The 25,148-nt window shown below is 34.3% G+C and carries 16 protein-coding genes, 5 tRNA genes, 1 riboswitch and 1 other annotated feature; of the genes, 12 read left to right on the forward strand and 9 right to left on the reverse strand.

The features are described 5' to 3' along the window. Positions 1 to 21 precede the first annotated feature (21 nt). Positions 22 to 903, reverse strand: a complete 882-nt coding sequence (dapA, locus tag ACSVC9_RS11370) for a 4-hydroxy-tetrahydrodipicolinate synthase (protein ID WP_446897606.1) — start codon at positions 901 to 903, stop codon at positions 22 to 24. Between the two features lie 55 nt (positions 904 to 958). Beyond that, entirely contained in the window at positions 959 to 1,951 is a 993-nt protein-coding gene (locus tag ACSVC9_RS11375; protein WP_446897607.1) for an aspartate-semialdehyde dehydrogenase, read from the reverse strand. Positions 1,952 to 2,274: 323 nt separating this feature from the next. On the opposite strand from ACSVC9_RS11375, the gene ACSVC9_RS11380 reads away from it, so the two are divergent. The 8 genes from ACSVC9_RS11380 (at position 2,275) to ACSVC9_RS11415 (ending at position 4,715) form a co-directional block, all read left to right on the forward strand. Then, positions 2,275 to 2,541 carry a small, acid-soluble spore protein, alpha/beta type gene (locus ACSVC9_RS11380; RefSeq protein WP_446897608.1) on the forward strand — a complete coding sequence of 89 codons (267 nt, stop codon included), beginning with the start codon at positions 2,275 to 2,277 and terminating at the stop codon, positions 2,539 to 2,541. 23 nt (positions 2,542 to 2,564) lie between these two features. After that, on the forward strand, positions 2,565 to 3,323 hold the full coding sequence (locus tag ACSVC9_RS11385; RefSeq protein ID WP_446899848.1) for a class I SAM-dependent DNA methyltransferase: 759 nt from the start codon (positions 2,565 to 2,567) through the stop codon (positions 3,321 to 3,323). Then, positions 3,313 to 4,200 (forward strand): Hsp33 family molecular chaperone HslO, encoded by an 888-nt coding sequence (hslO, locus tag ACSVC9_RS11390; RefSeq protein ID WP_446897609.1) that lies wholly within the window; start codon positions 3,313 to 3,315, stop codon positions 4,198 to 4,200. Before ACSVC9_RS11385 ends, hslO begins: the two co-directional genes overlap by 11 nt. A gap of 91 nt (positions 4,201 to 4,291) precedes the next feature. Continuing rightward, a tRNA-Val gene (locus ACSVC9_RS11395) sits at positions 4,292 to 4,367 on the forward strand. A gap of 9 nt (positions 4,368 to 4,376) precedes the next feature. Beyond that, positions 4,377 to 4,453: transfer RNA gene (locus tag ACSVC9_RS11400), tRNA-Asp, on the forward strand. A 4-nt stretch (positions 4,454 to 4,457) separates the two neighbouring features. Beyond that, positions 4,458 to 4,533: transfer RNA gene (locus ACSVC9_RS11405), tRNA-Phe, on the forward strand. A 19-nt stretch (positions 4,534 to 4,552) separates the two neighbouring features. Then, positions 4,553 to 4,627 (forward strand) — tRNA-Gly (locus ACSVC9_RS11410). A gap of 14 nt (positions 4,628 to 4,641) precedes the next feature. Further along, positions 4,642 to 4,715, forward strand: a tRNA-Cys gene (locus ACSVC9_RS11415). A 59-nt stretch (positions 4,716 to 4,774) separates the two neighbouring features. Here ACSVC9_RS11415 and ACSVC9_RS11420 read toward each other — a convergent pair. The 7 genes from ACSVC9_RS11420 to ACSVC9_RS11450 all read right to left on the reverse strand — a co-directional run bounded on the left by ACSVC9_RS11420 (position 4,775) and on the right by ACSVC9_RS11450 (position 19,903). Beyond that, positions 4,775 to 6,883: a methyl-accepting chemotaxis protein gene (locus tag ACSVC9_RS11420; protein WP_446897610.1), complete on the reverse strand. Its 2,109-nt coding sequence runs from the start codon at positions 6,881 to 6,883 to the stop codon at positions 4,775 to 4,777. 71 nt (positions 6,884 to 6,954) lie between these two features. Continuing rightward, positions 6,955 to 8,559 carry an NAD(P)H-dependent oxidoreductase gene (locus ACSVC9_RS11425; protein ID WP_446897611.1) on the reverse strand — a complete coding sequence of 535 codons (1,605 nt, stop codon included), beginning with the start codon at positions 8,557 to 8,559 and terminating at the stop codon, positions 6,955 to 6,957. Between the two features lie 168 nt (positions 8,560 to 8,727). Then, the gene (locus ACSVC9_RS11430; RefSeq protein ID WP_446897612.1) at positions 8,728 to 10,110 is read right to left on the reverse strand and encodes an amino acid permease; all 1,383 of its coding nucleotides are present in this window, start codon (positions 10,108 to 10,110) and stop codon (positions 8,728 to 8,730) included. 22 nt (positions 10,111 to 10,132) lie between these two features. Further along, positions 10,133 to 11,485 carry a bifunctional folylpolyglutamate synthase/dihydrofolate synthase gene (locus ACSVC9_RS11435; RefSeq protein ID WP_446897613.1) on the reverse strand — a complete coding sequence of 451 codons (1,353 nt, stop codon included), beginning with the start codon at positions 11,483 to 11,485 and terminating at the stop codon, positions 10,133 to 10,135. A 17-nt stretch (positions 11,486 to 11,502) separates the two neighbouring features. Further along, complete coding sequence (locus tag ACSVC9_RS11440) at positions 11,503 to 14,154, reverse strand: valine--tRNA ligase (RefSeq protein WP_446897614.1); 2,652 nt, start codon at positions 14,152 to 14,154, stop codon at positions 11,503 to 11,505. Positions 14,155 to 14,213: 59 nt separating this feature from the next. Next, positions 14,214 to 14,435, reverse strand: a binding site (T-box leader). A 61-nt stretch (positions 14,436 to 14,496) separates the two neighbouring features. Beyond that, on the reverse strand, positions 14,497 to 15,516 hold the full coding sequence (locus ACSVC9_RS11445) for an ABC transporter substrate-binding protein (RefSeq protein ID WP_446897615.1): 1,020 nt from the start codon (positions 15,514 to 15,516) through the stop codon (positions 14,497 to 14,499). 91 nt (positions 15,517 to 15,607) lie between these two features. Continuing rightward, entirely contained in the window at positions 15,608 to 19,903 is a 4,296-nt protein-coding gene (locus tag ACSVC9_RS11450; RefSeq protein ID WP_446897616.1) for an acyl-CoA dehydratase activase-related protein, read from the reverse strand. 238 nt (positions 19,904 to 20,141) lie between these two features. Here ACSVC9_RS11450 and ACSVC9_RS11455 point away from each other — a divergent pair, with 238 nt between their 5' ends. The 4 genes from ACSVC9_RS11455 to metE all read left to right on the forward strand — a co-directional run bounded on the left by ACSVC9_RS11455 (position 20,142) and on the right by metE (position 25,144). Beyond that, positions 20,142 to 20,900: an ABC transporter ATP-binding protein gene (locus tag ACSVC9_RS11455; RefSeq protein ID WP_446897617.1), complete on the forward strand. Its 759-nt coding sequence runs from the start codon at positions 20,142 to 20,144 to the stop codon at positions 20,898 to 20,900. Continuing rightward, a complete protein-coding gene (locus ACSVC9_RS11460) occupies positions 20,900 to 21,703 on the forward strand; it encodes an ABC transporter permease (protein WP_446897618.1) in 804 nt (267 codons plus the stop codon). The genes ACSVC9_RS11455 and ACSVC9_RS11460 overlap by 1 nt, the downstream gene beginning before the upstream one ends. Positions 21,704 to 21,858: 155 nt before the next feature. Continuing rightward, positions 21,859 to 22,512, forward strand: coding sequence for a polyprenyl diphosphate synthase (gene uppS, locus ACSVC9_RS11465; protein ID WP_446897619.1), 654 nt, complete (start codon positions 21,859 to 21,861; stop codon positions 22,510 to 22,512). A gap of 65 nt (positions 22,513 to 22,577) precedes the next feature. Beyond that, a riboswitch (cobalamin riboswitch) is annotated at positions 22,578 to 22,764 on the forward strand. A gap of 31 nt (positions 22,765 to 22,795) precedes the next feature. Then, complete coding sequence (metE, locus tag ACSVC9_RS11470) at positions 22,796 to 25,144, forward strand: 5-methyltetrahydropteroyltriglutamate--homocysteine S-methyltransferase (RefSeq protein WP_446897620.1); 2,349 nt, start codon at positions 22,796 to 22,798, stop codon at positions 25,142 to 25,144. Positions 25,145 to 25,148: the final 4 nt, after the last annotated feature.

Here is a 25,148-nt window from a genome sequence, read left to right on the forward strand (position 1 = left end):
CACACACCCTGAATAATATATCTATCTTAAAAGTTTATAACTTTTTAGTTCACGTTTTAATATTTCTAGATTCTCATCTGTCATATTACAAAGAGGAAGCCTCAAATGTCCTACATTTCTTCCAACAAGATTCAGGGCAGTCTTTATAGGAATTGGATTTGTTTCTATAAACATGGCTTTTATAAGAGGATAAAGATCTAACTGCATTTTAAGAGCACCTTCCACATCACCATTAAAAAATAATTCACACATTTTTTCCACATCGGAAGGAACTATATTAGCTATTACAGATATTACTCCTATACCACCCAAAGATAATATTGGAACTATCTGATCATCATTACCTGAATATATATCTATCTTGTCTCTACAGAGTGCTTTCATATATGCGATTTGTGATATGTCGCCACTTGCTTCTTTTATTGCAGTTATATTCTCAAGTTCACATAGCTTTTGCAGAGTTTTCGGAAGTATATTTAATCCTGTCCTACTAGGAACATTGTAGAGAATTATAGGAGTATTTACACTATCGTTCACTGCCTTAAAATGTTCTATAAGCCCCTTTTGCGTAGTTTTATTGTAATACGGAGTAATTACAAGTAAACCATCTGCTCCAACACTTTCAGCCCATTGGCTCATATACACAGCATCAGCTGTACAATTACTGCCTGTACCAGCTATTACAGGTATTCTCTTATTTACTTTGTCTATAGTAAACTTTATTGTTTCTTGATCCTCTTTTACTGTCATAGTAGCAGATTCGCCAGAAGTTCCACACACAATTATAGCTTTTGTACCAGACTCTATATGCCATTCAAGGAGTTCTTCCAGTTTGTTGTAATCTACAGAGTTATCTTTAAACGGTGTAACAATAGCAACTCCTGAACCTTTAAATAAACTCATAAAAACACCTCATTTTAAATTTATATTTATATATAGAATACATTTTAATATATTATTATTTCCCATTTATGATGCATTCAGCTATTTCTACTGCATTTGAAGCAGCACCTTTTCTTATATTATCCGCTACAACCCACATATTCAAGCCATTTTCTATACTAAAATCCCTTCTTATCCTTCCAACAAATACCTCATCATGTCCCTCTGCATCTATAGGCATCGGATAAACAAGATTTTTAATATCATCCTTTAAAATTAATCCTTCAGTATTTTTAAACAATTCAAATACATCATCTACTTCGAATTTACTTTTAAACTCTACATTTATACTTTCACTGTGTCCATAAAATACCGGTACACGTGCTGTTGTAGCAGTTATTCTCAAGTTATCGTCATGAAGAATTTTTTTCGTTTCATTTATCATCTTCTCTTCTTCTTTCGTATAACCATTGTCCAAAAATACATCTATGTGTGGAAGTATATTTCCTGCTATAGGATATGGAAATTTCTTAGGAGGTTCGTTTTTATATCCATTGAGCAAATCGTTGTAGCCTCCAAGCCCTGCACCGGATACCGCCTGATAAGTCGAATATATTATTCTCCTTATACCATATTTGTCATATAACGCTTTAAGCGGGAGCATAGCTTGTATAGTTGAACAGTTTGGATTGGCAATTATCCCTTTGTTCCACTCTATGTCCTCTGGATTTACTTCAGGCACAACAAGAGGAATATCCTTTTCCATTCTCCAGCAGCTGCTATTATCAATCACAGTAGCTCCATAATGTGCAAATATAGGAGCATATTCCTTACTCACTGAAGCTCCTGCAGAAAACAATGCAATATCTATTTTCTTACTTTTTATATTATCCTCTTTTAATTCTTCTACAACAAAATCCTTCTCTTTAAATTTAAGTATTTTACCTGCTGACCTAGCTGAAGCATATAAATACAAATTCTCTATTGGGAAATTCCTTTCTTCTAACACTTTGATAAAAGTCCTCCCAACCATGCCTGTACAACCTACCACTGCAACATTGGACTTCATTACTAATCACTCCTTGTATAGTTTATGTAATCATTCTCATTTATAATATTATATTTTAAATATAAATGTTGTTCAATAACATATATTATGAATATATTAAATATTTTACACCCAAACCTTAAAAAATAGTAGATAAAATAAAGATTTTATATTTTGAATACGCTGTGATAAAATATATTAATAGTTATATAATTCATACATTTATATTCTTTGTATAATTATAGCAGATTGTAATAAAAAGTTAACCCTTAAAATAATCAATATAAGTATAAATCTCGCTTTTCAGGAAAAAATAATTTATATAAAAGCGGGGAGGGTCTTATATGTCAAATACACCTTTAAAAAAGATAATAAAAGCAAAGCTCAAGGCAAACAGGGAACTAACATATGCTGAAAAATTAAGAGAAAAGTTAAAATATGAAATAGCAGAGGAACTCGGCCTTAGAGAAAAAGTCGATATACATGGATGGAGCGGGCTTACTTCAGAAGAAACCGGAAGAATCGGTGGTATAATGGCCAAACGAAAGAAAGAACTAAATATACCTAAAAATCAAACAATAATTGAAAATCAAAAAAAGCATAAATATTAAAATATTTTATGAAAGGTACTACTATGAACTGTTATAGAAATTTTGCATATATATATGACTATTTAATAAACACAGATGTGAATTACAGTATTTGGTGCAATAAAATTTTGAAAATCTGTAAAAAATACAATATAAATAGTGGAAAATATTTAGATATTGGATGTGGTACAGGAAATCTTACAGAAAAAATTGCACCATTTTTTGACAGCATCTGGTGTGTAGATTTTTCAAATGATATGCTTGCAGAAGCAGAATCAAAATTTAGAAATAAAAATTTAAAAATAACTTTAATATGCCAGAATATGATTGAATTGAATTTGAATATGAAATTTGATCTAATAACCTGTTGTCTTGATTCAACAAATTATATACTTAACGAGCAAAATCTGATAAAATATTTCACGGCGGTCTTTAATCATCTAAAAAGCAATGGCATCTTTGTATTTGATATAAATTCCTATTACAAACTCACCAAAATACTTGGAAACAATGTATATGATTATGACGATGATAAGTTAACCTATATATGGGATAATAATTTAGAAAACGAAATTATTGACATGTATCTTATTTTTTTTATAAAAGAAGGCAAACTATACAGAAGATTTGATGAGCATCACAGAGAGAGAGCATACCAATGCGACTATATAGAAAATTTACTTTCAAAATGTGGATTTATAATATTGGAAAAACTAAATAATTATACAGATAAACCTTTAAAAAAAGATTCAGAAAGAATAGTTTACGTGGTAAGTAAAGGAGATAGTAACGATGGACGATAAAATTGTACGAGCTATGGCTTTAAATGATAATGTTAGGATACTTTCAACTACAACTACACATTTAGTAAATAAGGCTGTTAAAATACATAAATGTTCAGCAACAGCTGCTGCTGCTCTAGGAAGGATGCTTACAGCTGGCAGCCTTATGGGAAGCATGCTGAAATCAAAAAATGATAGCCTAACTATTAAGATATCAGGAGGTGGAGCCGCCAAAGGTATAATTGTAGTGGCATACCCTGATGGAAGTGTAAAAGGATATATAGGAAACCCTCAAGTAGACTTACCTCCTAATAATAAAGGTAAATTGGATGTAGGAGGTGCAATAGGCACAAATGGTAATCTAGTTGTAATAAAAGATATGGGATTGAAGGAACCTTATATGGGTCAGGTCCCCATAGTTACAGGTGAAATTGGTGATGATCTAGCATATTATTTCACTGTATCCGAACAGACACCTTCCGCAGTAGCAGTAGGGGTACTCGTAGATACAGATCTCACTATAAAAGCTGCGGGAGGCTTCATAATTCAGATAATGCCGGATTGTGAAGAAGATATAGTGAATCTTGTAACAAACAAAGTAAAAAATATATCTTCTATAACAGATATGATTGTCAATGGGATGGATGCCCAGGATATTATAAAAAGCATTTTTGAAGGAAGTGATTTAAAAATTCTGGGAGAGATCAACCCACTTTATAAATGCAATTGTTCAAGAGAAAGAGTAGAAAGAGCTCTCATAAGTATAGGAATCAAGGATTTAAATGAAATATATGATAATGGGAAAACAGAAGAGTTACACTGCAATTTTTGTAATAAAAGTTACAAGTTTACCCACGAGCAGATTGGTGAAATCTTAAAATATGCAAGGAATAGATAATCATAGAAAAATCATAATAAAAGTATTGACAATATAAAATTCAACATATATAATATTAGTTGTTGTGGCGACACGGTGCGTGATATATTCAGGGCGCATAGCTCAGCTGGGAGAGCATCTGCCTTACAAGCAGAGGGTCACAGGTTCGAGCCCTGTTGTGCCCACCATGATTTTATGGCCCAGTGGCTCAGTTGGTTAGAGTGCCGGCCTGTCACGCCGGAGGTCGAGGGTCCGAACCCCTTCTGGATCGCCAAGCTGGCCAGATAGCTCAGTCGGTAGAGCAGAGGACTGAAAATCCTCGTGTCCCTGGTTCGATTCCTGGTCTGGCCACCATTTTATCATTATATAGTATGCGGGAGTGGCTCAGTGGTAGAGCGTCACCTTGCCAAGGTGAACGTCGCGAGTTCGAATCTCGTCTTCCGCTCCAATCCAATTCAATATGGCGCTATAGCCAAGTGGTAAGGCAGAGGTCTGCAAAACCTTTATCTCCAGTTCAAATCTGGATGGCGCCTCCAAACGAAGAGCCCTTAAAACTATTAAGTTTTAAGGGATATTATTTTAGCTTTTTCAATTTTTATAACCTAAATGCTGAAATGATTTTTCTTAATTTTTCTACATTCAATTTTGACTGAACTGCTTGATTCACCACATTATCACTTGACTCAACTATGACCGATGTCATTTGAGCTATATTGGTTGTTCCTTTGGCCCCTTCTCCAGATGCTGCGGCTACCTCCTCCACAGATTTTACTATACCAGAAATTGAGACAAGCAGTTCTTCAGATATTTCGTTAAAATTTGAAACCAATTTTTCAACTACAGAAGAATCTCTGCTATATTGTTCACCTGTATTTACCAAATTATCATAATCCGGTATAATCTGAGTTTCAATAAATTCGATCATATCTTTTGAACTGCCTTTAAGTGCATCAACCGACTCAGTTACAGTTTTTATTATATTTTTGATTTCAATAACAGTACTTTTTGACAAATCAGCAAGTTCTCTGATTTCATCTGCAACAACAGCAAATCCTTTTCCAGCTTCTCCTGCCCTTGCAGCCTCAATAGCTGCATTTAGTGCCAGCAAATTAGTCTGGGAGGTTATTTCCAATATTCCCTCTGTCAATGATTCTATTTGCTCCACGGCTCTAGATTTCTCAATTGCCACTTGAAGTTTTACCTTTATATCATCACTCATATTGTGAACATTTTTTTGCGATTGAATTGCCGAAGATTTTAATTGAATTGCCCTTTCGTTAATTTCTCTTGCAGTTCTTAAACCATTTTCGATTTCCACCGATATTCCATCAATATTTTTCTTGACCTGAGATACAGAACTATTCATTTCTTCGGAGTATGCAGCTGTCTCCTCCATTCCAGCCGACAGTTCTTCGGTAGTTGCAGATATATCAGAAATTTTAGAATTTAAATTTCCAATGTTTTTCTCCACACTGCTTATAGTTGATTCCACACTTAGAGAACTATCTTCTACTCCATTTATTATATTTTTAATTGACTCATGCATTTTCCACATTGAATTGATCATTTTCCCAATTTCGTCTTCTGATTTTAAATATTTAACATCAATCTTCTTGCTTAAATCACCTTGTGCTAGTAAATCCAGCTGACTTTGAGCATATTTAAGTCCCTTGGTAATATAAGAAATTATCAACATAGTTAATGCTATTACAATAATAAGTCCTATGCAAGCTAATAATATTATATGTCGTAATTGAGTATAAAAATCTTGTAAAACATTTTTTACAGGAATATCCACACATAAACTCCAGTTTATGCTATAGTCATCTATCTTTACCGGATATGCAACTCTAAAAACATTCTCATTAGTTAAAATTGATTTTCCTAAAACCTCTGCACTTTTTCCCAATGAGATTTGCTTTGCAATACTATTCCAATCACCGCCACCTTTTTTTGCATCAGTCATTATTAATTTTTTGTTAGCTCCGCTTGCTACATATTTACCATCTCTAGATAAAAGTTGTGCATATCCTCCCATAGGCTTTATCTGTTCTACAATACCCTGAAATGTTTCAAGGCTGTAGTCTATAGATATGACGCCTCTAAAATTTTTATTTTCATCTAAAATAGGTACTACCAAAGATGCCATAGAAATATCCTGCCCATTTACCTTATATACAGTTGGTTCCGTCACAAATGCCCTTTTACTTTTTTTTGGTATGTTGTACCAGTTCATGTCTGTTTCAGAATTATATGCTGGTTCAACATGAAAAGAACTATTATCTCTCGTTACATAAGGTATAAACAATCCCTTTTTCCCATACTCCGGTCTTCCAGCATAAGATGCATCCTTACCGTCAAAAGCATTGGGTTCAAAAGCCACTGTTATTCCATAAATATCAGGATATTTATTTAATATATCTTTCTGAACATCAATAATAACATTCCTATATGTAATACCATTTTTTATTTGACTATCTATTGAACTTTTTAATGTATCAGCTATTGTTTCAAGAGTTATAAAGTGTCTGTCAATTTCATTTGCATAAGATTTCGATACTTCCTTTGAAAGAGTTCTTGCCTGTGATATATTACTATTATATATCCTTGTCAGTACTAGAAAAAATGTTGCTGCAAAAGTCAATATTAACAGTGCGCCAATCATAATACTAATTTTTGTTTTCAAGTTCATCTTTTTCAGCATAGGATTTCATCCTCCTAATGTAAAATAAAATTTTCTATTTATTTTCTGCTTATTATACTGCAAAAAGCAATCTATCCTCTGGCAATTTTGGCAGGATACCAGCCTGCAAACCATTTTGTAAAAACTCCCATGACAACAGGTGCAATTGAATTTATGAGACCAGTATAGCTTGATAAAATGCTTCCCATCAAAAAATAAGTATAGAAAGCAATTACAATATAAAGTACACCCCAGGCTGCGGTCAAAATTCTGTTTGTCCTTAAGAACAGGGGATTACTGAGAGCGTCCATTCCATTGTAATCATTGCTTGAATAATACGCAGTAATAGGTATCTTCCTTCTGCAGGAAAGCAACCACATAAAGCCAAACATCAGATATGAAAAACATATTACAATTGCAGAGTTAACTCCAAGTAGTCCTAAAATACTCAATGAACAGATTAAAGGAATGCTCATTTTATCATAAATCGTAAGTTTAAACTTATATGACAAAAGGGGTATTATTGAACAGACGATAATCCCCACAGCACCTCCCCATGTCTTGTCTATAGGCAGTACAACCCAGAGTGCTATCCATTGAAGCAAAAGTATGACCATGTTTGTTTTGTACTTTGGGGATTCTAATTCAGTAGTCTGTTTATTTATTCCAAAGTAACTATCCATTTTAAGCATTGTACTGAAATCACCCAGAACCTTATACTGTTTTTTCATCAAAGCCTCTGCTCCATTGACCTTTCCTTCTGAAATTCCTCTCCAAAGTTCAAAAGTCGTTTCAATTCTCGTGGTATATGGAACAAAATTTTCAGTATTCACAGTGCATCGTTTCCCTCCCAGGTGAAGCTGATAGGTTTTGTCAATATCTGTGAAATATATATCAAGCAGAATATCTTTTTCATAGCTTTGTGGATTGTATATTGCTGCCATTTGTTTCATAAAATTGTATGACTTGTCCTTACTTGATTTCCCCTCTGAAGAATTTTCGGAAATATCCCAGCTGGCATCCGCCATTTCCACAAATACATCAGGAGGATACAGCAATTCATCGAGTTTATCTTGTGTGCTACCACTTATAACACTATTACATCCAAATTCTATTCCAGCTTTTTTTGCATGAGAAAGATATTCCGAAATTCTTCTCTCAAGCTGCGGAACACGGAATAATTCTCCTTCCGGACAAATTATTCTTGAAAGTTTATCTCCAAACATGATTTCGAACTGCCTGATAAGAGCATCATAATTGTTTTTTGTACTGTAAAAACCACAGGTAGAAATGAGAATATACTTTTGATTTGATAAATCATATCGTGAAGGATGTGCACTCGTTCCATCATTGTTTATTTTCATATATGGCAGATTTGTAGGAAGCATTCGATCAAGAAATGCCTTGACCTTTGATGGCATTCCAAAATAGTAAAGTGGGAAACTCCAGATGACAACATCTGATGCCACATACCTATCTATAAGTTCTTTCATATCGTCCTTTATTATGCATTTACCTGGAGTTTTAGTCCAGCAGGAAAAACATCCCCTGCAGTGTTTAATAGTTTTTTCTTCGATATTGACCATATGTATATTGCAGCTTTTGCTTTCCCTAAGTCCTTCTAAAAAAGCTCTTGTTATTCTAAATGTATTACTCTTCTCTCCTTTGGGACTGCCATTTATAACAATCACTTCCATATTACCATATCCTCCAATTCAGTCCAACTATATACTATAATTATACAAAGTTAGACTCATGATTACAGTACAATCCAAGGAAATTAACTAAATTAATCATAATTTAACATTGACAGAAACCACCGATCCGATTTCCACTAATATGAATAGCTTCACTCTTTTAAATTATTATCTATCTTCCTTTTGCAGTACACTATGTTTTCTTCCATAGGTAAAATATATAATAAGTCCTATAGACAACCATACTGCAAACCCTATCCATGTTATACCTCTCATTGATATCAAAAATACTATGCAACATATTATGGTTATTATAGGTGTAAATGGTACTCCTGGACACTTGAATTTTCTTTCAAAATCTGGCATAGTTTTTCTAAGATAAATGACTCCTGCAGATACAACTATAAAGCTCATCAAGGTTCCAATGCTTACAAACTCAACTATTATTCTAAGCGGCAGGAAACCCGCTATTATTGATGCTATTATTCCTGAAACCACAGTAGCCACATATGGGGTTTTGTGCTTGCTATGTATTTTACAAAATATTTTAGGCAGCAAACCATCCCTTGACATGGCCATAAATACTCTTACCTGACCATATAAAACCGCTATCATAGTTGAAATCATTCCCAAAATGGCCCCTACACCTACAAGGGCAGATCCCCACCTTATACCCAGTCTGAATAAAGCTTCAGGTACTGCATTATCAGAAACAATTTCTTTGTATGGAACAACTCCTGTAAGTACGGTTGCCACCGACACATAAAGAATACATACCACTACAAGACACATTATTATACCCTTCGATACATCTTTTTTGGGGTCGGCCGCCTCTTCAGCTGAAGTGGAAATGGCATCAAACCCTAAAAATGAAAAAAATACAATACTGGCTCCAGTAAAAACTCCATGCCATCCATTAGGAATAAAAGGATGGTAATTTGAGATTTTTATATGTGATATGCCTAAAAATACAAAAAGTAAAATTACAGATATTTTTATTACAACAATTACATTGTTGACCCTTGAACTCTCCTTCATTCCAATATACAACAGTCCCGTCAAAAGCATTATTATCACAACAGCAGGCAAATCTATAATTCCTCCATTTCCTGGAGATGTGGAAATAGCTTTTGGAAGTGAAACACCCGTAGACTGTAATATTCCTTTAAACGTTCCTGACCATCCTGATGCCACTGCACTTGCCGCTAAGATATATTCTGCTGTCAAACACCATCCTATAATTACAGCTATAAATTCACCAAAAGCTATATATGCATATGAATATGTACTTCCAGCCACTGGAAACATCGTAGACAGTTCACAATAACACAAGCCACATAAGCAGGCCACTATTCCAGCAAGAATAAATGACAATATTATTCCAGGTCCTGCCATATGGGCCCCTTCTCCAGTTGCAACAAATATTCCAACACCTACAACTGCTCCAATGCCGAGTGCCGCTATATCTACTGCTTTCAAATTCTTATTCAAATCTGTTTTTTGAATACTATGCTGCAATTGCTCCAGCGATTTTTTCTTAAAAAGGTTCATGATAGGCCTCCTGATGTTTTTATCATTTATATATTTTTTTATTGGTATTAATCTGTTTTCTCATGCCTCCTATCATATAAAGAGAACCGGCTATGACAACTATGTCATCTTCGCCTGCACAGGACATGGCTTTCACATAGGCAGAATAATAATCCTCAAATGCTTCACAATTTTTATTATATTTAAATACAACCTTTTTAAGTTCTTCCGCACTTTCCGCCCTGTCACTATCAGGAGTGACACATAATACATTTTTAGCAACAGGCACTATTTTCCTCACCATATCGTCAACCTGTTTGTCCGCCAATATTCCAAGTATCAGGACCATGTTCTCATATTTAAAATAAGTTTGTATACTCTTTTTAAGAGTTTCTATACCGTCTATATTGTGTGCGCCATCCATAACCACAAGAGGCTTGTTGTTCATCACTTCAAGTCTGCCTATCCAGTTTACTTCAGACAGTGCCAAAATCAATTTTTCCATTGTAATATTTACACCCATTTTCATAAGTTCTTCTGCAACAGATATAGCGACAGCACAATTCAGTATCTGATGAGTACCCAGCAGTGATAATTTTATACTGTACACTTTCCCGTCGGCCATAAAAGCATTCAGATCCTGACAATAGTTTCTGCTGTTTTTGTCTATTTTCCCCTTCTGTACCAGTTTGACAGAATTGCAGGGTACTTTCACAAGCCTACATTTTTTTTCAAAGCATATATTCTCTATCACTTTTTCTGCAATTTTTTTCTGGGGATACAGAATTACTGGAATACCTTTTTTTATTATTCCCGCTTTTTCATAAGCTATCTTGTCAAGAGTATCTCCAAGAATCTTCATGTGGTCATAACTTATGGATGCAATCACGCTCAAAATAGTTCCCCCACCGGTTTCAATGTCAAAAGGCGGTACTGCATTGGTTGCATCCAGTCTTCCACCAAGTCCGACTTCCACTACGGCAAAGTCAACTTTTTTCCTGTCAAAATAGTGGAACATGGCACAGGTCTCTATCTCAAATTCCGTGGGATTGTCATATCCAAGTTCCAATACCTTGTCAACAGCTTTTGATACTTCTGTAACAGACAGAGCAAGATCATCCCTGGATATGTTGTTCCCGTTTATCTGTATTCTCTCTTCAAAAACTTCCAGATGTGGAGATGTGTACATTCCAACTCTATAACCGGATCTGCTCAATATTTTACTTATCATTGCTGTTATTGAACCCTTGCCATTTGTACCTGCTACATGTATGCATTTTATCCTCTCCTGAGGATTTCCAAGCAATTCAAGTAATTTTTCAACTCTCTCCAATCCTAGATTGCTCCCAAACCTGGCTGTACTCTCTATATAATTCAATGCTTCCATATAATTCATACTTTTTTCACATCCAACTAATTCAAACTATCTATTCGCTCTGAAACAGTTCTAAACATCTCTCTGTACTTTTCACCCTTGGCTCTTTCTCCTTCTACTACTTCCTCAGGTGCCTTGGATACAAATTTTTCATTCTTGAGCTTCTTTTCAACTCTTTCTATTTCCTTCATAAGTCTTGTTTTCTCTTTATTCAGCCTTTCCAATTCCTTATCCCGGTCTACAAGATCAAAGAGTGGAATGAATATCTGGGCTCCTTTTGTAACTGTAGAAACTGCATTTTCAGGTACTTCATTTTCATCTTCAAGAAATTGAACTTCAGAAGCAGAAGCCAGTTTCTTGAAATAATCTTCTCCACATTGAAAGGCTCCTATTGCTTTATCTTCAGTTATATGCAGAAGTACCTTTGCTTTTCTTGAAACAGGGACATTCATATCTGTTCTTAAATTTCTTACAGCCTTAATCGCTTCTATAATATAGTCCATATTCCGTTCAGCTTCCATATCCTTTAATTTTTCATCATAATCAGGCCATTTGGATATACATATGGACTCATATTCCCTGTTATAGAGATGAGTATATATTTCTTCAGTTATAAACGGCATTATTGGATGTAAAAGCTGCAGACTTACAGTCAGCACCCTGTTCAATACATTATAGGCCACCCCTTTTGCTTCTTCATTGTCACCGTACATAACCGGCTTTACAAGTTCTATATACCAGTCACAGAATTCTCCCCAGATGAAGTCATATATCTTCTGCGATGCTATCCCAAGTTCGAATTTCTCTATATTTTCAGTAACTTCCCCTACAAGTGTATTCAATTTGGACAATACCCATCTATCTGCTTCAGTATAATTTTTGCACTCTGAATATTTTTTCATAAGATCTTCATCCATATTCATCAGCACAAATCTGGATGCATTCCATATCTTATTTGCAAAATTTCGGGAAGCCTCCACCCTTTCAGGATAGTACCTTATATCATTTCCAGGGGAATTTCCCGTAATGAGCGTAAACCTGAGTGCATCTGCCCCATATTCATCTATTACATCTATAGGATCAACACCATTTCCGAGAGATTTCGACATCTTTCTTCCATCAGAATCTCTGACAATTCCATGTATGAGTACATTCTGAAATGGAATATCATCCATACAGTAAAGTCCCGAGAAAACCATTCTTGCCACCCAGAAAAATATTATATCATAGCCTGTAACCAGCGTACTTGTTGGATAATAGTATTTAAGATCATCGGTATTGTCAGGCCATCCAAGCGTTGAAAACGGCCATAGTGCAGAACTGAACCAGGTATCCAGCACATCCTTATCCTGTTCCAGATTACTAGAACCGCATTTCGTACATTTTTCAGGCTCATCCATGGATACAATAACCTCACCACAATCCTTGCAGTACCAAACCGGTATCCTATGACCCCACCAAAGCTGCCTCGATATACACCAGTCCTGTATGTTTTCCATCCAGTTGAAATATATCTTTTCAAACCTTTTAGGTACGAATTTTATCTTTCCCTGTCTAACTGCATCAACTGCCGGCTTTGCCAGTGACTTCATCTTTACAAACCACTGCTTTGAAAGCATAGGTTCAACAGTAGTGCCGCACCTGTCGTGACATCCTACATTATGTACATGTTCTTGTATTTTTACCAGAAAACCCTGCTGCTTCAAATCCTCTACTACCAGTTTTCTTGCTTCATACCTGTCCAACCCATCGTATTTGGTTCCAGGCAGCTTTATTGTTCCATCCTCATTCATTATTATTATCTCAGGAAGGTCATGTCTCTTTCCAACCTGATAATCGTTAGGATCATGTGCAGGTGTTATTTTGACAGCACCTGTTCCAAATTCCATGTCGACATAATCATCTTCAACTATTGGAATCTCTCTATTTATTATTGGCAATATGGCTTTTTCCCCTACTAGATCCTTGTATCTTTCATCTTTGGGATTTACAGCTATTGCAGTATCACCAAACATTGTCTCCGGCCTTGTAGTAGCTATTTCCAGATATCTGTCACTTCCTACTATAGGATATTTTATATGCCAGAAATGACCTTCCTGCTCTTCATACTCTATTTCAGCATCGGACAGTGCCGTCTGACATTTTGGACACCAGTTTATTATCCTGTTGCCCTGGTATATAAGTCCATCATCATATAACTTCACGAAAAATTTTCTGACTGCTTTGTTGAGTCCTGAATCCATGGTAAATCTTTCTCTTGTAAAATCTACAGAACTGCCAAGCTTTTTTATTTGATTGGCAATTCTTGCCCTGTATTCATGAGTCCAATCCCATGTTTTTTCCAAAAATGCTTCTCTTCCTATTTGATCCTTCTTGATACCATCCTTTAAAAGTTCTTTTTCAACCTTTACTTCTGTAGCTATGCTTGCATGATCCTCGCCGGGCAACCATAATGCACTATAACCCTGCATTCTTTTAGTTCTTATCAGTATATCCTGTATTGTATCATCCAGTGCATGACCCAAATGAAGCTTTCCAGTTATATTTGGAGGGGGTATAACTATAGTATATGGTTTTTTATTGGCATCCGGCTGCGGGCTGAAGTATCCCTTTTTCTGCCAGCTGTCATAAATTCTCTTTTCAAATTGTTTTGGATTATAAGTTGTTGATATCTCTTCTTTCTCCGACATAAAAATCCTCCTTATTTATTCGTAATATTCTTCCTTTTAAAATAAAAAGCCTTCATCCAATAAAGGACGAAGACTCGCGTTACCACCTTTTTTTCTGCAGCATACAAACCTATAATGCAGACTCTTAAATAATTAACGGAAACAACCGTCTTTATCTACTTGCATTCAATAAAGAAACTCCAAAGCTACCTTCGAAATAAATAGTATGGAAAATCTCTCAACTAATAATTTTCCTCTCTGCATACCGTGTTATTTCTACTACTCTTCTTCACAGTCACTACTGTAATTCAATTTATACATTATAATTATAACGTTAATTTAAGAACTGTCAAGAATTTTTTATCATTTTACAGCTTTTTCCGCAAAGGAATTATCAACTATTTTTTCAAAAGGAGGCCTCTGTGGTATCAAGCTTGATTTATAAGACTGTATTATATCCATAAGTCTATCTAAATTTTCCTGCTTGATTTCCGGTGTCAGTGCATATGCATTTATATTTCTATAGTTTTTGACCACGGATTCCAGTATTTCTTCATCAGTACCAGGGAAAAATGATTTTATAGAATTTGCAACTTCCTTGTCACTGTGCTCTTGAACCCATACTTGACCTTCATATACGGCTTTGGTAAATTTCTCTATAACATCAGGATTTTTGGAAATATAGGATTTGGTTGCGAAGTAACATGTATATGGGAGGCTTCCTGATGCCTTTCCTACTGAAGCAACTATATATCCATCTTTATTTTTCTCAAGCATACTTGCGGTAGGTTCAAAAAGTGCAACATAGTCTCCTGTTCCTGCTTTAAATGCACCAGATGTTGCAGTATATGCAAGATTTGTTATAATATTTACATCTTTTCCAGGTTCAACTTTATTTTTTTTCAGCGCATACTCAAGCGCCATCTCCGGTACTCCCCCAGGCCTTCCACCTATTATGTTCTTTCCTTTTACATCCTGCCATTTAAAACTCTTTTCATCCTTTCTGCTGACCAGAAATGAGCCGTCAGTTGTGGTCATCTGTGCAAATAATATAGGATAGTCTTCTCTTTTTTGATTATAGATGTATATCACCTGCTCCGGTCCGCAAAATCCTATATCAGCATTCTTGCTCAGTACAGTCTGCATTGTCTTGTCTGCTCCCTGCCCTGTAGTAATATCTATATCAAGTCCCTGTTTCTTGAACATACCTTCGTTTATAGCTGCATACATAGGTGCATAAAATACGGACCTTGCGACTTCATTTAGCCTAACCTTTTTCAAAGCTTTATCTCCATTTTTGCTATTTCCGCATCCTGAAAAAATTGAAACTACTATTAAAAAACTGAACAAAAGCACTAAAATGTTTATTTTATGTTTTTTCATACTTGTCCCCCAGATAATTTTTATACTAGTTTATATTATGAAATAAAAAAGGTTTTGTGAAAAATACTTATTCACAAAACCTTTTCCCATACTATTTATTTACATCATCTGCAAACACCGGCTCACCCATGAATTCTTTACTTTCAGCCTCAAAAGCTTCCTGATCTTTAAGTGACTTAAAGGCTACAGACAACATAAGCTTTAATCTATTTAACTGATTAACCTCGCTGGCACCAGGATCATAATCTATGGCAGCTATATTGCTTCCAGGATATTTTCTCTTCAATTCCTTTATCATTCCTTTTCCTGTGACGTGATTTGGAAGACATGCAAAAGGCTGCATACATACTATATTCTTGGTTCCACTTTTTATAAGCTCTATCATTTCAGCTGTCAAAAACCATCCCTCACCAGTTTGATTTCCTAAAGAAAGTACATCTGATGCTCCTTCTGCCAGTTCATCTATTGCGGAAGGCGGTGAGAAGCGACGGCTTTTTTTCAATGCAATTTTCATGTGCCTTCTATAATATTCAATAAACTTTATACTGGCACCCTTTATTATTTCACTCAGCAATGTTCCCGACAGATTTTCATGTTTAAATTTTGCATCGTAAGCACAGTAGAGCAGAAAGTCCGTTAGATCCGGAACTACTGCCTCAGCCCCTTCATTTTCAAGAACCTTGACAATTTCATTATTGGCAGTTGGATGAAATTTTACAAGTATCTCGCCTACCACCCCAACACGTGGTTTTTTTATATTATTTATTTCTAGATTGTCAAAATCTTTTACTATATTATAAATATTTCTCTTGAATTCCACATGATTTCCATTTCTAACGTTCTCCTTACATTTTTCAACCCAGCTCCTATATAAGGTATTTGCAGAACCGGGTATTCTTTCATATGGTCTCACCCTATACAAAACCTTCATCAAGAGATCTCCATATAAAAGTCCTATTATTCCTTTATTTACAAGCCCCGGTGTAATTTTAAATCCAGGATTTTTCTCCATTCCAACAACATTTATGGATATTACAGGTATGTTTTCCATTCCTGCTTCCTTTAATGCTTTTCGCAGAAATGCTATATAATTGGTAGCTCTGCATCCACCCCCTGTTTGAGATATCATAACAGAGGTATTGTCTAGATCATATTTTCCAGATTTAAGCGCCTCTATTATCTGTCCAACAACTATTATGGAAGGATAGCAAGCATCATTATTTACATATTTAAGTCCTTCATCCACTGCCCTCCTGTCCACTGATGGAAGCACCTCAAGTTTGTAGTTAGATGCATTGAAAGCTTCCTGAATAAATTGGAAATGTATTGGAGCCATCTGTGGGCACAATATTATATGTTTTTTTCTCATTTCTTTTGTAAATATTATTTTTTTGCTATTTTCTCCAACTCTATGCGGTTTAAAACCGGCCTTTTCTCTCTCTTCCAGTGCAGCTTTTAATGAACGTATTCTTATCTTTATTGCACCCAAATTACTTACTTCATCTATTTTAAGAAGCGTATATAATTTTTCATATTTACTAAGTATTTCCTGAGTCTGGTCCGTAGTAACTGCATCCAGTCCACATCCAAAAGAATTTAACTGAATGAGTTCAAGATTATCCTGAATCGCTACAAAACTTGCGGCAGAATATAATCTTGAATGATATACCCACTGATCTACAACTCTTAGAGGCCTTTCAACCTTTCCAAGATGCGCTATAGAATCTTCCGTTAAAACTGCCATTCCGTAAGAAGTTATTATATTCGGTATACCATGATTTATTTCCGGATCTATATGGTAAGGCCTGCCTGCAAGAACTATACCGATCTTACCAGTTTTCTTCAAATATTTAACTACCTCTGTACCTCTATTCTTTATATCATCCTTAACACACTTGTCCTCTCTATAGGCAGCTTCTACTGCATCCTTAATCTCTTTCTTTTTTATATTAAACTCGCTTAGTTCATCAACAAGTCTATCTATAAGCCTGCTTTTATTATCCAAAGGTAAAAATGGATTCTTAAAATTAATATTTTTTTCAGAGAGTACATCCATATTATTTTTTATAACTTCTGGATAAGAAGTCACCATAGGACAATTGTAATGATTATCCGCTTCTTTCTGCTCCTTTTGCTCATAAGGTATACATGGATAAAATATAAATTTAATTCCCCTATTTACAAGACTCATTATATGACCATGCACCAATTTTGCAGGATAGCAGGCTGACTCCGAAGGTATTGTCTCTATACCAAGTGAATATACTTTTTTTGTAGATCTCGGTGAAATTTCTACTCTAAATCCCAATTTTGTAAAAAATGTGAACCAAAATGGATAATTCTCGTATAAATTCAGCACTCGAGGAATCCCTACCTGTCCTCTAAAAGCCTTCTCTCTTTTAAGTGGAACATAGTTAAATACTCTTCTATATTTATAATCAAAAAGATTTGGAATATCGTTGTTGGTATTTTCAATACCTATTCCTCTATCACATCTATTGCCTGAAACAAAATTTTTACCATCAGGGAACTCATTTATAGTAAGTAAACAATTATTTGCACATTTACCACATCTTTTCATACTAACCTGCGCTTTAAAGTTTTTAAGTTGTTCATTTTTCAAAAGGGTACTTGCATGTGAAGGATTATATCTTTCCTTCGAAATAATAGCAGCTCCAAAAGCTCCCATAAGTCCAGCTATGTCAGGCCTTATTACTTCTCTTTCGGATATAAGTTCAAAAGCTCTGAGTACAGCATCATTATAAAAAGTTCCACCTTGAACTATTATCTTTTTTCCAAGCTCTTTAGGATCTCTTATTTTTATAACTTTAAAAAGTGCATTTTTTATAACAGAATATGAAAGCCCTGCAGATATATCCCCTACAGACAGTCCCTCTTTCTGAGCCTGTTTAACTTTTGAATTCATAAATACAGTGCACCTTGATCCCAAATCCACCGGTCGTCTTGAAATCTCTGCACTTTTTGCGAAATCTTCAATTTTCATATTCAGAGAGTGTGCAAAAGTCTCAATAAATGAACCGCAACCAGAGGAACAGGCTTCATTCAGCATTATATTATCAATTACTCCATCTTTTATTTTCAAACATTTCATATCCTGTCCACCAATATCTAATATAAAATCCACATCTGGCTGGAAAAATTGGGCTGCTTTATAGTGTGACACAGTTTCAACTTCACCAATATCTACAGAAAGTGCAGATTTTATAAGTCCCTCTCCATATCCAGTAACTGCTGAATTAACAATATCAATAGACTCTGGAAGCTTATTATATATATCACTCAGTATCTCTACTGAAGATTTCAATGGATTCCCATTGTTACTTCCATAAGATGAATACAATAATCTTCCATCTTCACTTATAAGTACAGCCTTTGTAGTAGTTGACCCCACATCTATACCAAGATAACAGTTTCCACTATAATCTTTCAGACTTTCCTTTTCAACTACACTTTTGGCATGTCTTTCTTTAAATTTTCTCAATTCTTCTTCGTCTTTAAAAAGAGGTCTTAAAGTGTGTACTTTATCGGTTAAAGTATCACTTAAATGAGAAAGCCTGTTTACAAGACTTTTAAATGTAATAATTCTTTGATCTTTGGAAGAAATAGCTGCTCCCAAAGCCACAAATAATTGTGAATTATTCGGAAATACAACCTGATTCTCGGTTAATCCAAGTGTATCTATAAATCTCTTTCTAAGTTCAGATAAAAAATATAACGGTCCACCCAGGAATGCTACATTTCCCTTTATAGTTTTTCCACAGGCAAGTCCACTTATTGTTTGGTTTACTACCGATTGAAATATTGATACTGCAACATCCTCTTTTGCCGCACCTTCATTTAAAAGCGGCTGAACATCGGTTTTTGCAAAAACACCACACCTAGCTGCTATAGGATATATAACCTTGTAATTTTTAGCCAATTCATTTAGTCCTTCTGCATCTGTCTGAAGAAGTGAAGCCATCTGGTCTATAAAAGCACCCGTTCCTCCAGCGCAGGAACCATTCATTCTCTGGTCTATTCCATCTTCAAAAAAGGTTATCTTTGCATCCTCTCCACCAAGTTCTATGGCTACATCAGTTTGTGGAATAAATTTTTCTATTGTATTTGTACAAGCTACTACTTCCTGTATAAAAGGTATATTGAGCCACTTGGATACAGATAATCCTCCTGACCCTGTAACCATTATGGTGATATCTGAATCCTTTAATTTTTCATATGCATCTCTAACAACCTTAGATATAGTACTTTTAATATCAGAAAAGTGTCTTTGATATTTATGGTAAATAACAATGTCTTTGATATCTGATACAACTATTTTTACAGTAGTTGAACCTATATCAAGACCTACATGAAATAAATTTTTCATAAACAATCACCTTTTAAAAATAATAATTTTGTATTATTAATTATATTATAACATATGTGAGTTATCACGCAATTCTAACACGAAATGTCACACAATTCAAGATATTAATTATAATCATTTTAATTTTCTACCTCTAAAATCATAAGGAACAATACATTCTGGATTTTCATATAATAAATCATGATTCATAATATATTAATTCAAATGAGCAAATATACTCTGACCGGGAGATGATATTTTGGACAAATTAACAGTAAAAGACATATATATGAACTATCATTCATTGAAAGGCTCTACTGAAGCTTTAAAAAATATATGTTTTTCCGTAAAAGAAGGAGAATTTTTAAGTATAGTTGGTCCATCCGGATGCGGTAAGACTACTCTTTTAAATATAGTTGCAGGTCTAATAAGACCTTCTTATGGTGATATATATATAGATGACGAAAAAATAACCTCCACTTCTGCTAAAATGGGATATATGTTCCAACGGGATCAGCTATTTGAATGGTCAAATGTTTGGGACAACATAACATTAGGCATAAAGATACAGCATAAATCCCTTGACCTATACAAGAATAAAATAAATTCGCTGCTTAAAAATTATGGTCTGATGGATTTTGTAAACTATTATCCTGAAGAGCTATCTGGTGGGATGAGACAAAAAGTTGCCCTTATAAGGACTCTAGCTCTAAGCCCTGAAGTTCTGCTTCTTGACGAGCCCTTTTCAGCACTTGATTACCAAACAAGGCTGAACATAAGCGATGAAATATTTAAAATACTAAAAAAAGAAGGCAAAACAGTCATAATGGTAACTCATGATATTGCAGAAGCAATTTCCATGTCTAATAGAATTCTCGTACTTTCAAGCAGACCGGCTAAAGTAAAAACAATATTCGATATAACTTTTGATCAATCCTATACTTCTCCTTTAAAATGCAGAGAGGACCCTAAATTCAGAATATACTTCAACAAAATTTGGAAGGAGTTAAATATATAATGATAGATAATTTAAAAGAACATCAACTGTATATAAAAAGTATAAACACTCAAAAAAGAAAAATATTTATATGCAGGACTTTAATTTTAATATGTTTTTTCGCTTTATGGGAAATAGCCGGTGACCTAAAATGGATAGATCCATTTTTAACAAGTACTCCATCTAGAATGTGGAAAAATTTAATCAAATTATATGTGGAAGGTTCCGTATTTAAACATATAGGTATAACTTGTATTGAGACCATATTTGGGTTCCTGATAAGTACAATTCTTGGTGCTTTAATTGCAGTGCTTTTGTGGCTATCGGATTTTGTATCTGAAGTACTTGACCCATATCTTGTAGTCTTGAATGCACTTCCTAAGATAGCACTAGCCCCAATAATAATATTCTGGGTAGGCAACGGAATGTCAGCTATTATCATGGTGGCCGTACTTATTTCCATAGTAGTAACTATATTGAATGTACTAAATGCCTTTAAAGAAGTTGACAGAGACAAAATAAGATTATTAAAAACCTTTGGTGCCTCAAAGCTTCAGATATTAATGCACCTTGTAATGCCTGCCTCCATTCCTGCATTAATATCTACATTGAAAATAAATGTAGGACTTTCCTGGGTAGGAGTAATCATGGGTGAATTCCTTGTTGCAAAAGAAGGTCTTGGTTTCCTTATAATATTTGGAGGACAAATATCACAATTAGATACTGTAATGCTAAGTATAATAATACTATCCATATTGGCTTATATAATGTATAAACTTGTAGAAGTTGCCGAAAAAAAAGTAAAAAAGAAATTTCTTCATTGATTTTATTCAAGAAGCCGCCTAAATTATTTTAGACGGCTTCTAACTTAGATTTTACTTATCTGATTGCAGCAGTCAATTTTAAATTTTGAATAATAATTTTGTATCTGGCAATAATTTAATGATACTGTTAAAATTTATTTAGGGGGTCTTATCTTATGAAAATTCCAAAACATATAGGAATAATTCCAGATGGGAATAGACGTTGGGCAATAAAAAATGGCATAAGTAAAGAAAAAGGTTACGAATATGGATTAAAACCTGGAATTGAATTATTCAGGCTTTGCAAAGAATTAGGCGTACATGAAATTACATACTACGGTTTCACAGTAGACAACACTAAAAGGCCAAAGATACAGACAAAATCCTTTACCAAAGCATGTGTTGATGCAGTAAATATATTATCTATGGAAAATGCTTCACTCTTAGTTGTTGGAAATTCAAATTCATCAATGTTTCCAAATGAACTACGCCCTTATACCAATAGAACAAAATTAGGTACTGGGGGTATGAAAGTTAACTTCCTTGTAAATTACGGATGGGATTGGGACCTAAATAACTTAGGTAATTTAAACAACAGAAGTTCAAAAAATAGAACTTCTATTATAGAGAATTTAAATTCTCATGATATATCAAGAATAGATCTTATAATACGTTGGGGAGGCAGAAGACGCCTGAGTGGATTTCTCCCAGTACAGTCAGTTTATTCTGATTTTTATGCAATAGACGACTATTGGCCGGATTTTAAACCATCAAATTTTATAGATGCATTAAAATGGTATAGCGATCAGGATGTAACTTTAGGAGGTTAAATAAAATCACTTTATAATGAGATACTTTTATGCTATAATTTACTTTACAACTTTAAAACTGAAAAGAATTCTTTAACATAGAAGGTGCTTTTACCTATCTGTAAGAGATAATAGGGAATCAAGTTACAATCTTGAGCAGCACCCACTACTGTAATTTTGACGAAAATTTCTAAACCACTGTCTATATAGATGGGAAGGGAAACGAGTAGGATGAAGATAAGCCAGGAGACCTGCCTTTTATGTAAAACTGAATCTTTGGGATTGAAGATAAGGAGGAAAATCAATGAAAAAATCAACCATCATAGGCTACCCTAGAATAGGTGTTAACCGTGAACTAAAATTCGCAGTGGAGGCATATTTCAAAGGAAATATAGATTCCACAGAACTATTTTCTACTGCCAGACAGTTAAGGAAACAATACTGGACTAAACAAAAAGAAATCGGAATAGATATTATTCCGTCAAATGACTTTTCCTATTATGACAACATACTTGATATGGCATATCTCTTGAATATCATACCAAAAAGATACTTGGAATTGGGACTTTCTCCCCTTGATACATATTTTTCGATGGCAAGAGGTTATCAAAACGACTCCAAGGATGTAAAAGCACTGCCTATGAAAAAATGGTTCAATACAAATTATCACTATATCGTACCTGAAGTAGATGATAATATTAATTTCAGGCTAAATGATACAAAACCTTTTGATCTCTATAGAGAGGCAAAAAATCTTGGCATTGAAACCAAACCGGTAATAATAGGTATTTTTACTTTACTTAAACTCTCATATTTAAAGACCAATAAAAAATTTGAAGAACTTCTCGATAAGCTCGCAGATGTATATGTAGATATATTGGACAGGTTTCAAGAGCAAAATATTGGCTGTCTGCAAATTGACGAACCAATTTTAGTAACCGATCTGACAGAGAATGATATAGATTTGTTTAAAAACATATATAACAAAATTCTAAATAAAAATTACAAATTCGATGTCTTCTTGCAGACATATTTTGGTGATATAAGAGATATATACAAAGATTTGGAAAACCTCAAATTTAACGGTATAGGTCTGGATTTTATTGAAGGTAAAGAAAATCTACAACTTATAGAAAAATACGGCTTTCCGGACAATAAAATTTTATTGGCAGGTATTATAAATGGAAAAAATATATGGAGAAATGATTATAATAAAAGTATCAATATAATTAAACATATATGCGAGTATGTGGGTTCCAATAAAATCTATATAAGCACTTCCTGTTCCCTTCTTCATGTACCTTATACAGTTACACGAGAAGGTACCCTAGATGACAAACATATAAAAAATCTTGATACTGCAAATGGAACCTTGGACAACCTTGTAAACTTATCAGGTTATTTAGAAAGTCTGGCTTTTGCGGATGAAAAATTGAATGAACTCTCAGAATTAAAAAATCTACTTGATTCCAGCAACTATGAACGTGAAAATACCTATATAAAAAATCAGAAAATATTGAAAAGGAAGGCAGCTAACCCTCTATGTTACAATGAAAAAGTCAGGAAGAAAATTAAAAACTTAAAACCAGAAGATTTTGTAAGAAATGATGATGTTAAACATAGAAGGAAAGTACAGAACAATATTCTTGAATTGCCACTACTTCCTACAACTACTATAGGATCTTTTCCACAAACTCATGAAATTAAAAGGTTGAGAAAGGATTTAAGGGAAAATAATATTACACAGGAAAAGTATGCAAGAGAAATTGAGAAAAAAATTGAAGCTGTAATTAAATTTCAGGAAAATATAGGCCTGGACGTATTGGTTCATGGTGAATACGAAAGAGCAGACATGGTGGAATACTTCGGAAGATTACTGGAGGGCTTTTTATTTACACAAAATGGATGGGTACAATCCTATGGAACAAGAGCAGTAAAACCACCTATAATCTACGGAGATATACAGCGTACAGCTCCCATGACAGTCAGATGGATTAAATTTGCTCAAAGCAAAACGGACAAGCCTGTTAAAGGAATGTTAACAGGACCTGTTACAATCTTAAATTGGTCCTTTTCAAGAGAAGACCTGGAATTAAAACAAATAGCCTATCAAATAGGACTTGCAATCGGAGAAGAAGTACTGGATCTTGAAGCTGCTGGTATAAAAATAATACAAATTGATGAACCTGCCTTAAGGGAAAAACTTCCTTTAAAATTCAAGGATATTCATACAAAATATTTGGATTGGGCAATACCTGCTTTCCACTTAACTAACTCAAAAGTTAAAAGTGAAACTCAAATTCACACACACATGTGTTACAGTGAATTTTCAAATATAATAAATGAAATCAAAAATATGGATGCAGATGTATACTCTATAGAAGCTGCACGTTCGGATTTTTCAATACTTGATTTTCTAAAAAATAATAATTTCAAATCTCAAGTAGGACCTGGAATATATGATATACATTCTCCAAGAGTACCTTCACAGGAAGAACTTGAGAAATCAGTAAATATAATGCTCACTAAAATTGATTCCGACAAACTTTGGATTAATCCTGACTGTGGTTTAAAAACAAGAGGTACTGATGAAGCTGAAAAGAGTTTGATAAATATGGTGAATGCAGCGAAATCAGCCAGAGAAAAATTTTAATTAT

It is taken from the genome of Clostridium sp. LBM24168 (genome assembly GCF_052953915.1).

Coding starts and splice junctions, on each gene's coding strand:
- hslO (WP_446897609.1), top strand. CDS start 3,313: ATGGACGATAAAATTGTACGAGCTATGGCTTTAAATGATAATGTTAGG.
- ACSVC9_RS11440 (WP_446897614.1), bottom strand. CDS start 14,154: ATGTCGGAGAAAGAAGAGATATCAACAACTTATAATCCAAAACAATTT.
- ACSVC9_RS11425 (WP_446897611.1), bottom strand. CDS start 8,559: ATGGAAGTGATTGTTATAAATGGCAGTCCCAAAGGAGAGAAGAGTAAT.
- ACSVC9_RS11385 (WP_446899848.1), top strand. CDS start 2,565: ATGAACTGTTATAGAAATTTTGCATATATATATGACTATTTAATAAAC.
- ACSVC9_RS11445 (WP_446897615.1), bottom strand. CDS start 15,516: ATGAAAAAACATAAAATAAACATTTTAGTGCTTTTGTTCAGTTTTTTA.
- ACSVC9_RS11380 (WP_446897608.1), top strand. CDS start 2,275: ATGTCAAATACACCTTTAAAAAAGATAATAAAAGCAAAGCTCAAGGCA.
- ACSVC9_RS11420 (WP_446897610.1), bottom strand. CDS start 6,883: ATGCTGAAAAAGATGAACTTGAAAACAAAAATTAGTATTATGATTGGC.
- uppS (WP_446897619.1), top strand. CDS start 21,859: ATGAAAATTCCAAAACATATAGGAATAATTCCAGATGGGAATAGACGT.
- metE (WP_446897620.1), top strand. CDS start 22,796: ATGAAAAAATCAACCATCATAGGCTACCCTAGAATAGGTGTTAACCGT.
- ACSVC9_RS11450 (WP_446897616.1), bottom strand. CDS start 19,903: ATGAAAAATTTATTTCATGTAGGTCTTGATATAGGTTCAACTACTGTA.
- ACSVC9_RS11435 (WP_446897613.1), bottom strand. CDS start 11,485: ATGAATTATATGGAAGCATTGAATTATATAGAGAGTACAGCCAGGTTT.
- dapA (WP_446897606.1), bottom strand. CDS start 903: ATGAGTTTATTTAAAGGTTCAGGAGTTGCTATTGTTACACCGTTTAAA.
- ACSVC9_RS11430 (WP_446897612.1), bottom strand. CDS start 10,110: ATGAACCTTTTTAAGAAAAAATCGCTGGAGCAATTGCAGCATAGTATT.
- ACSVC9_RS11375 (WP_446897607.1), bottom strand. CDS start 1,951: ATGAAGTCCAATGTTGCAGTGGTAGGTTGTACAGGCATGGTTGGGAGG.
- ACSVC9_RS11460 (WP_446897618.1), top strand. CDS start 20,900: ATGATAGATAATTTAAAAGAACATCAACTGTATATAAAAAGTATAAAC.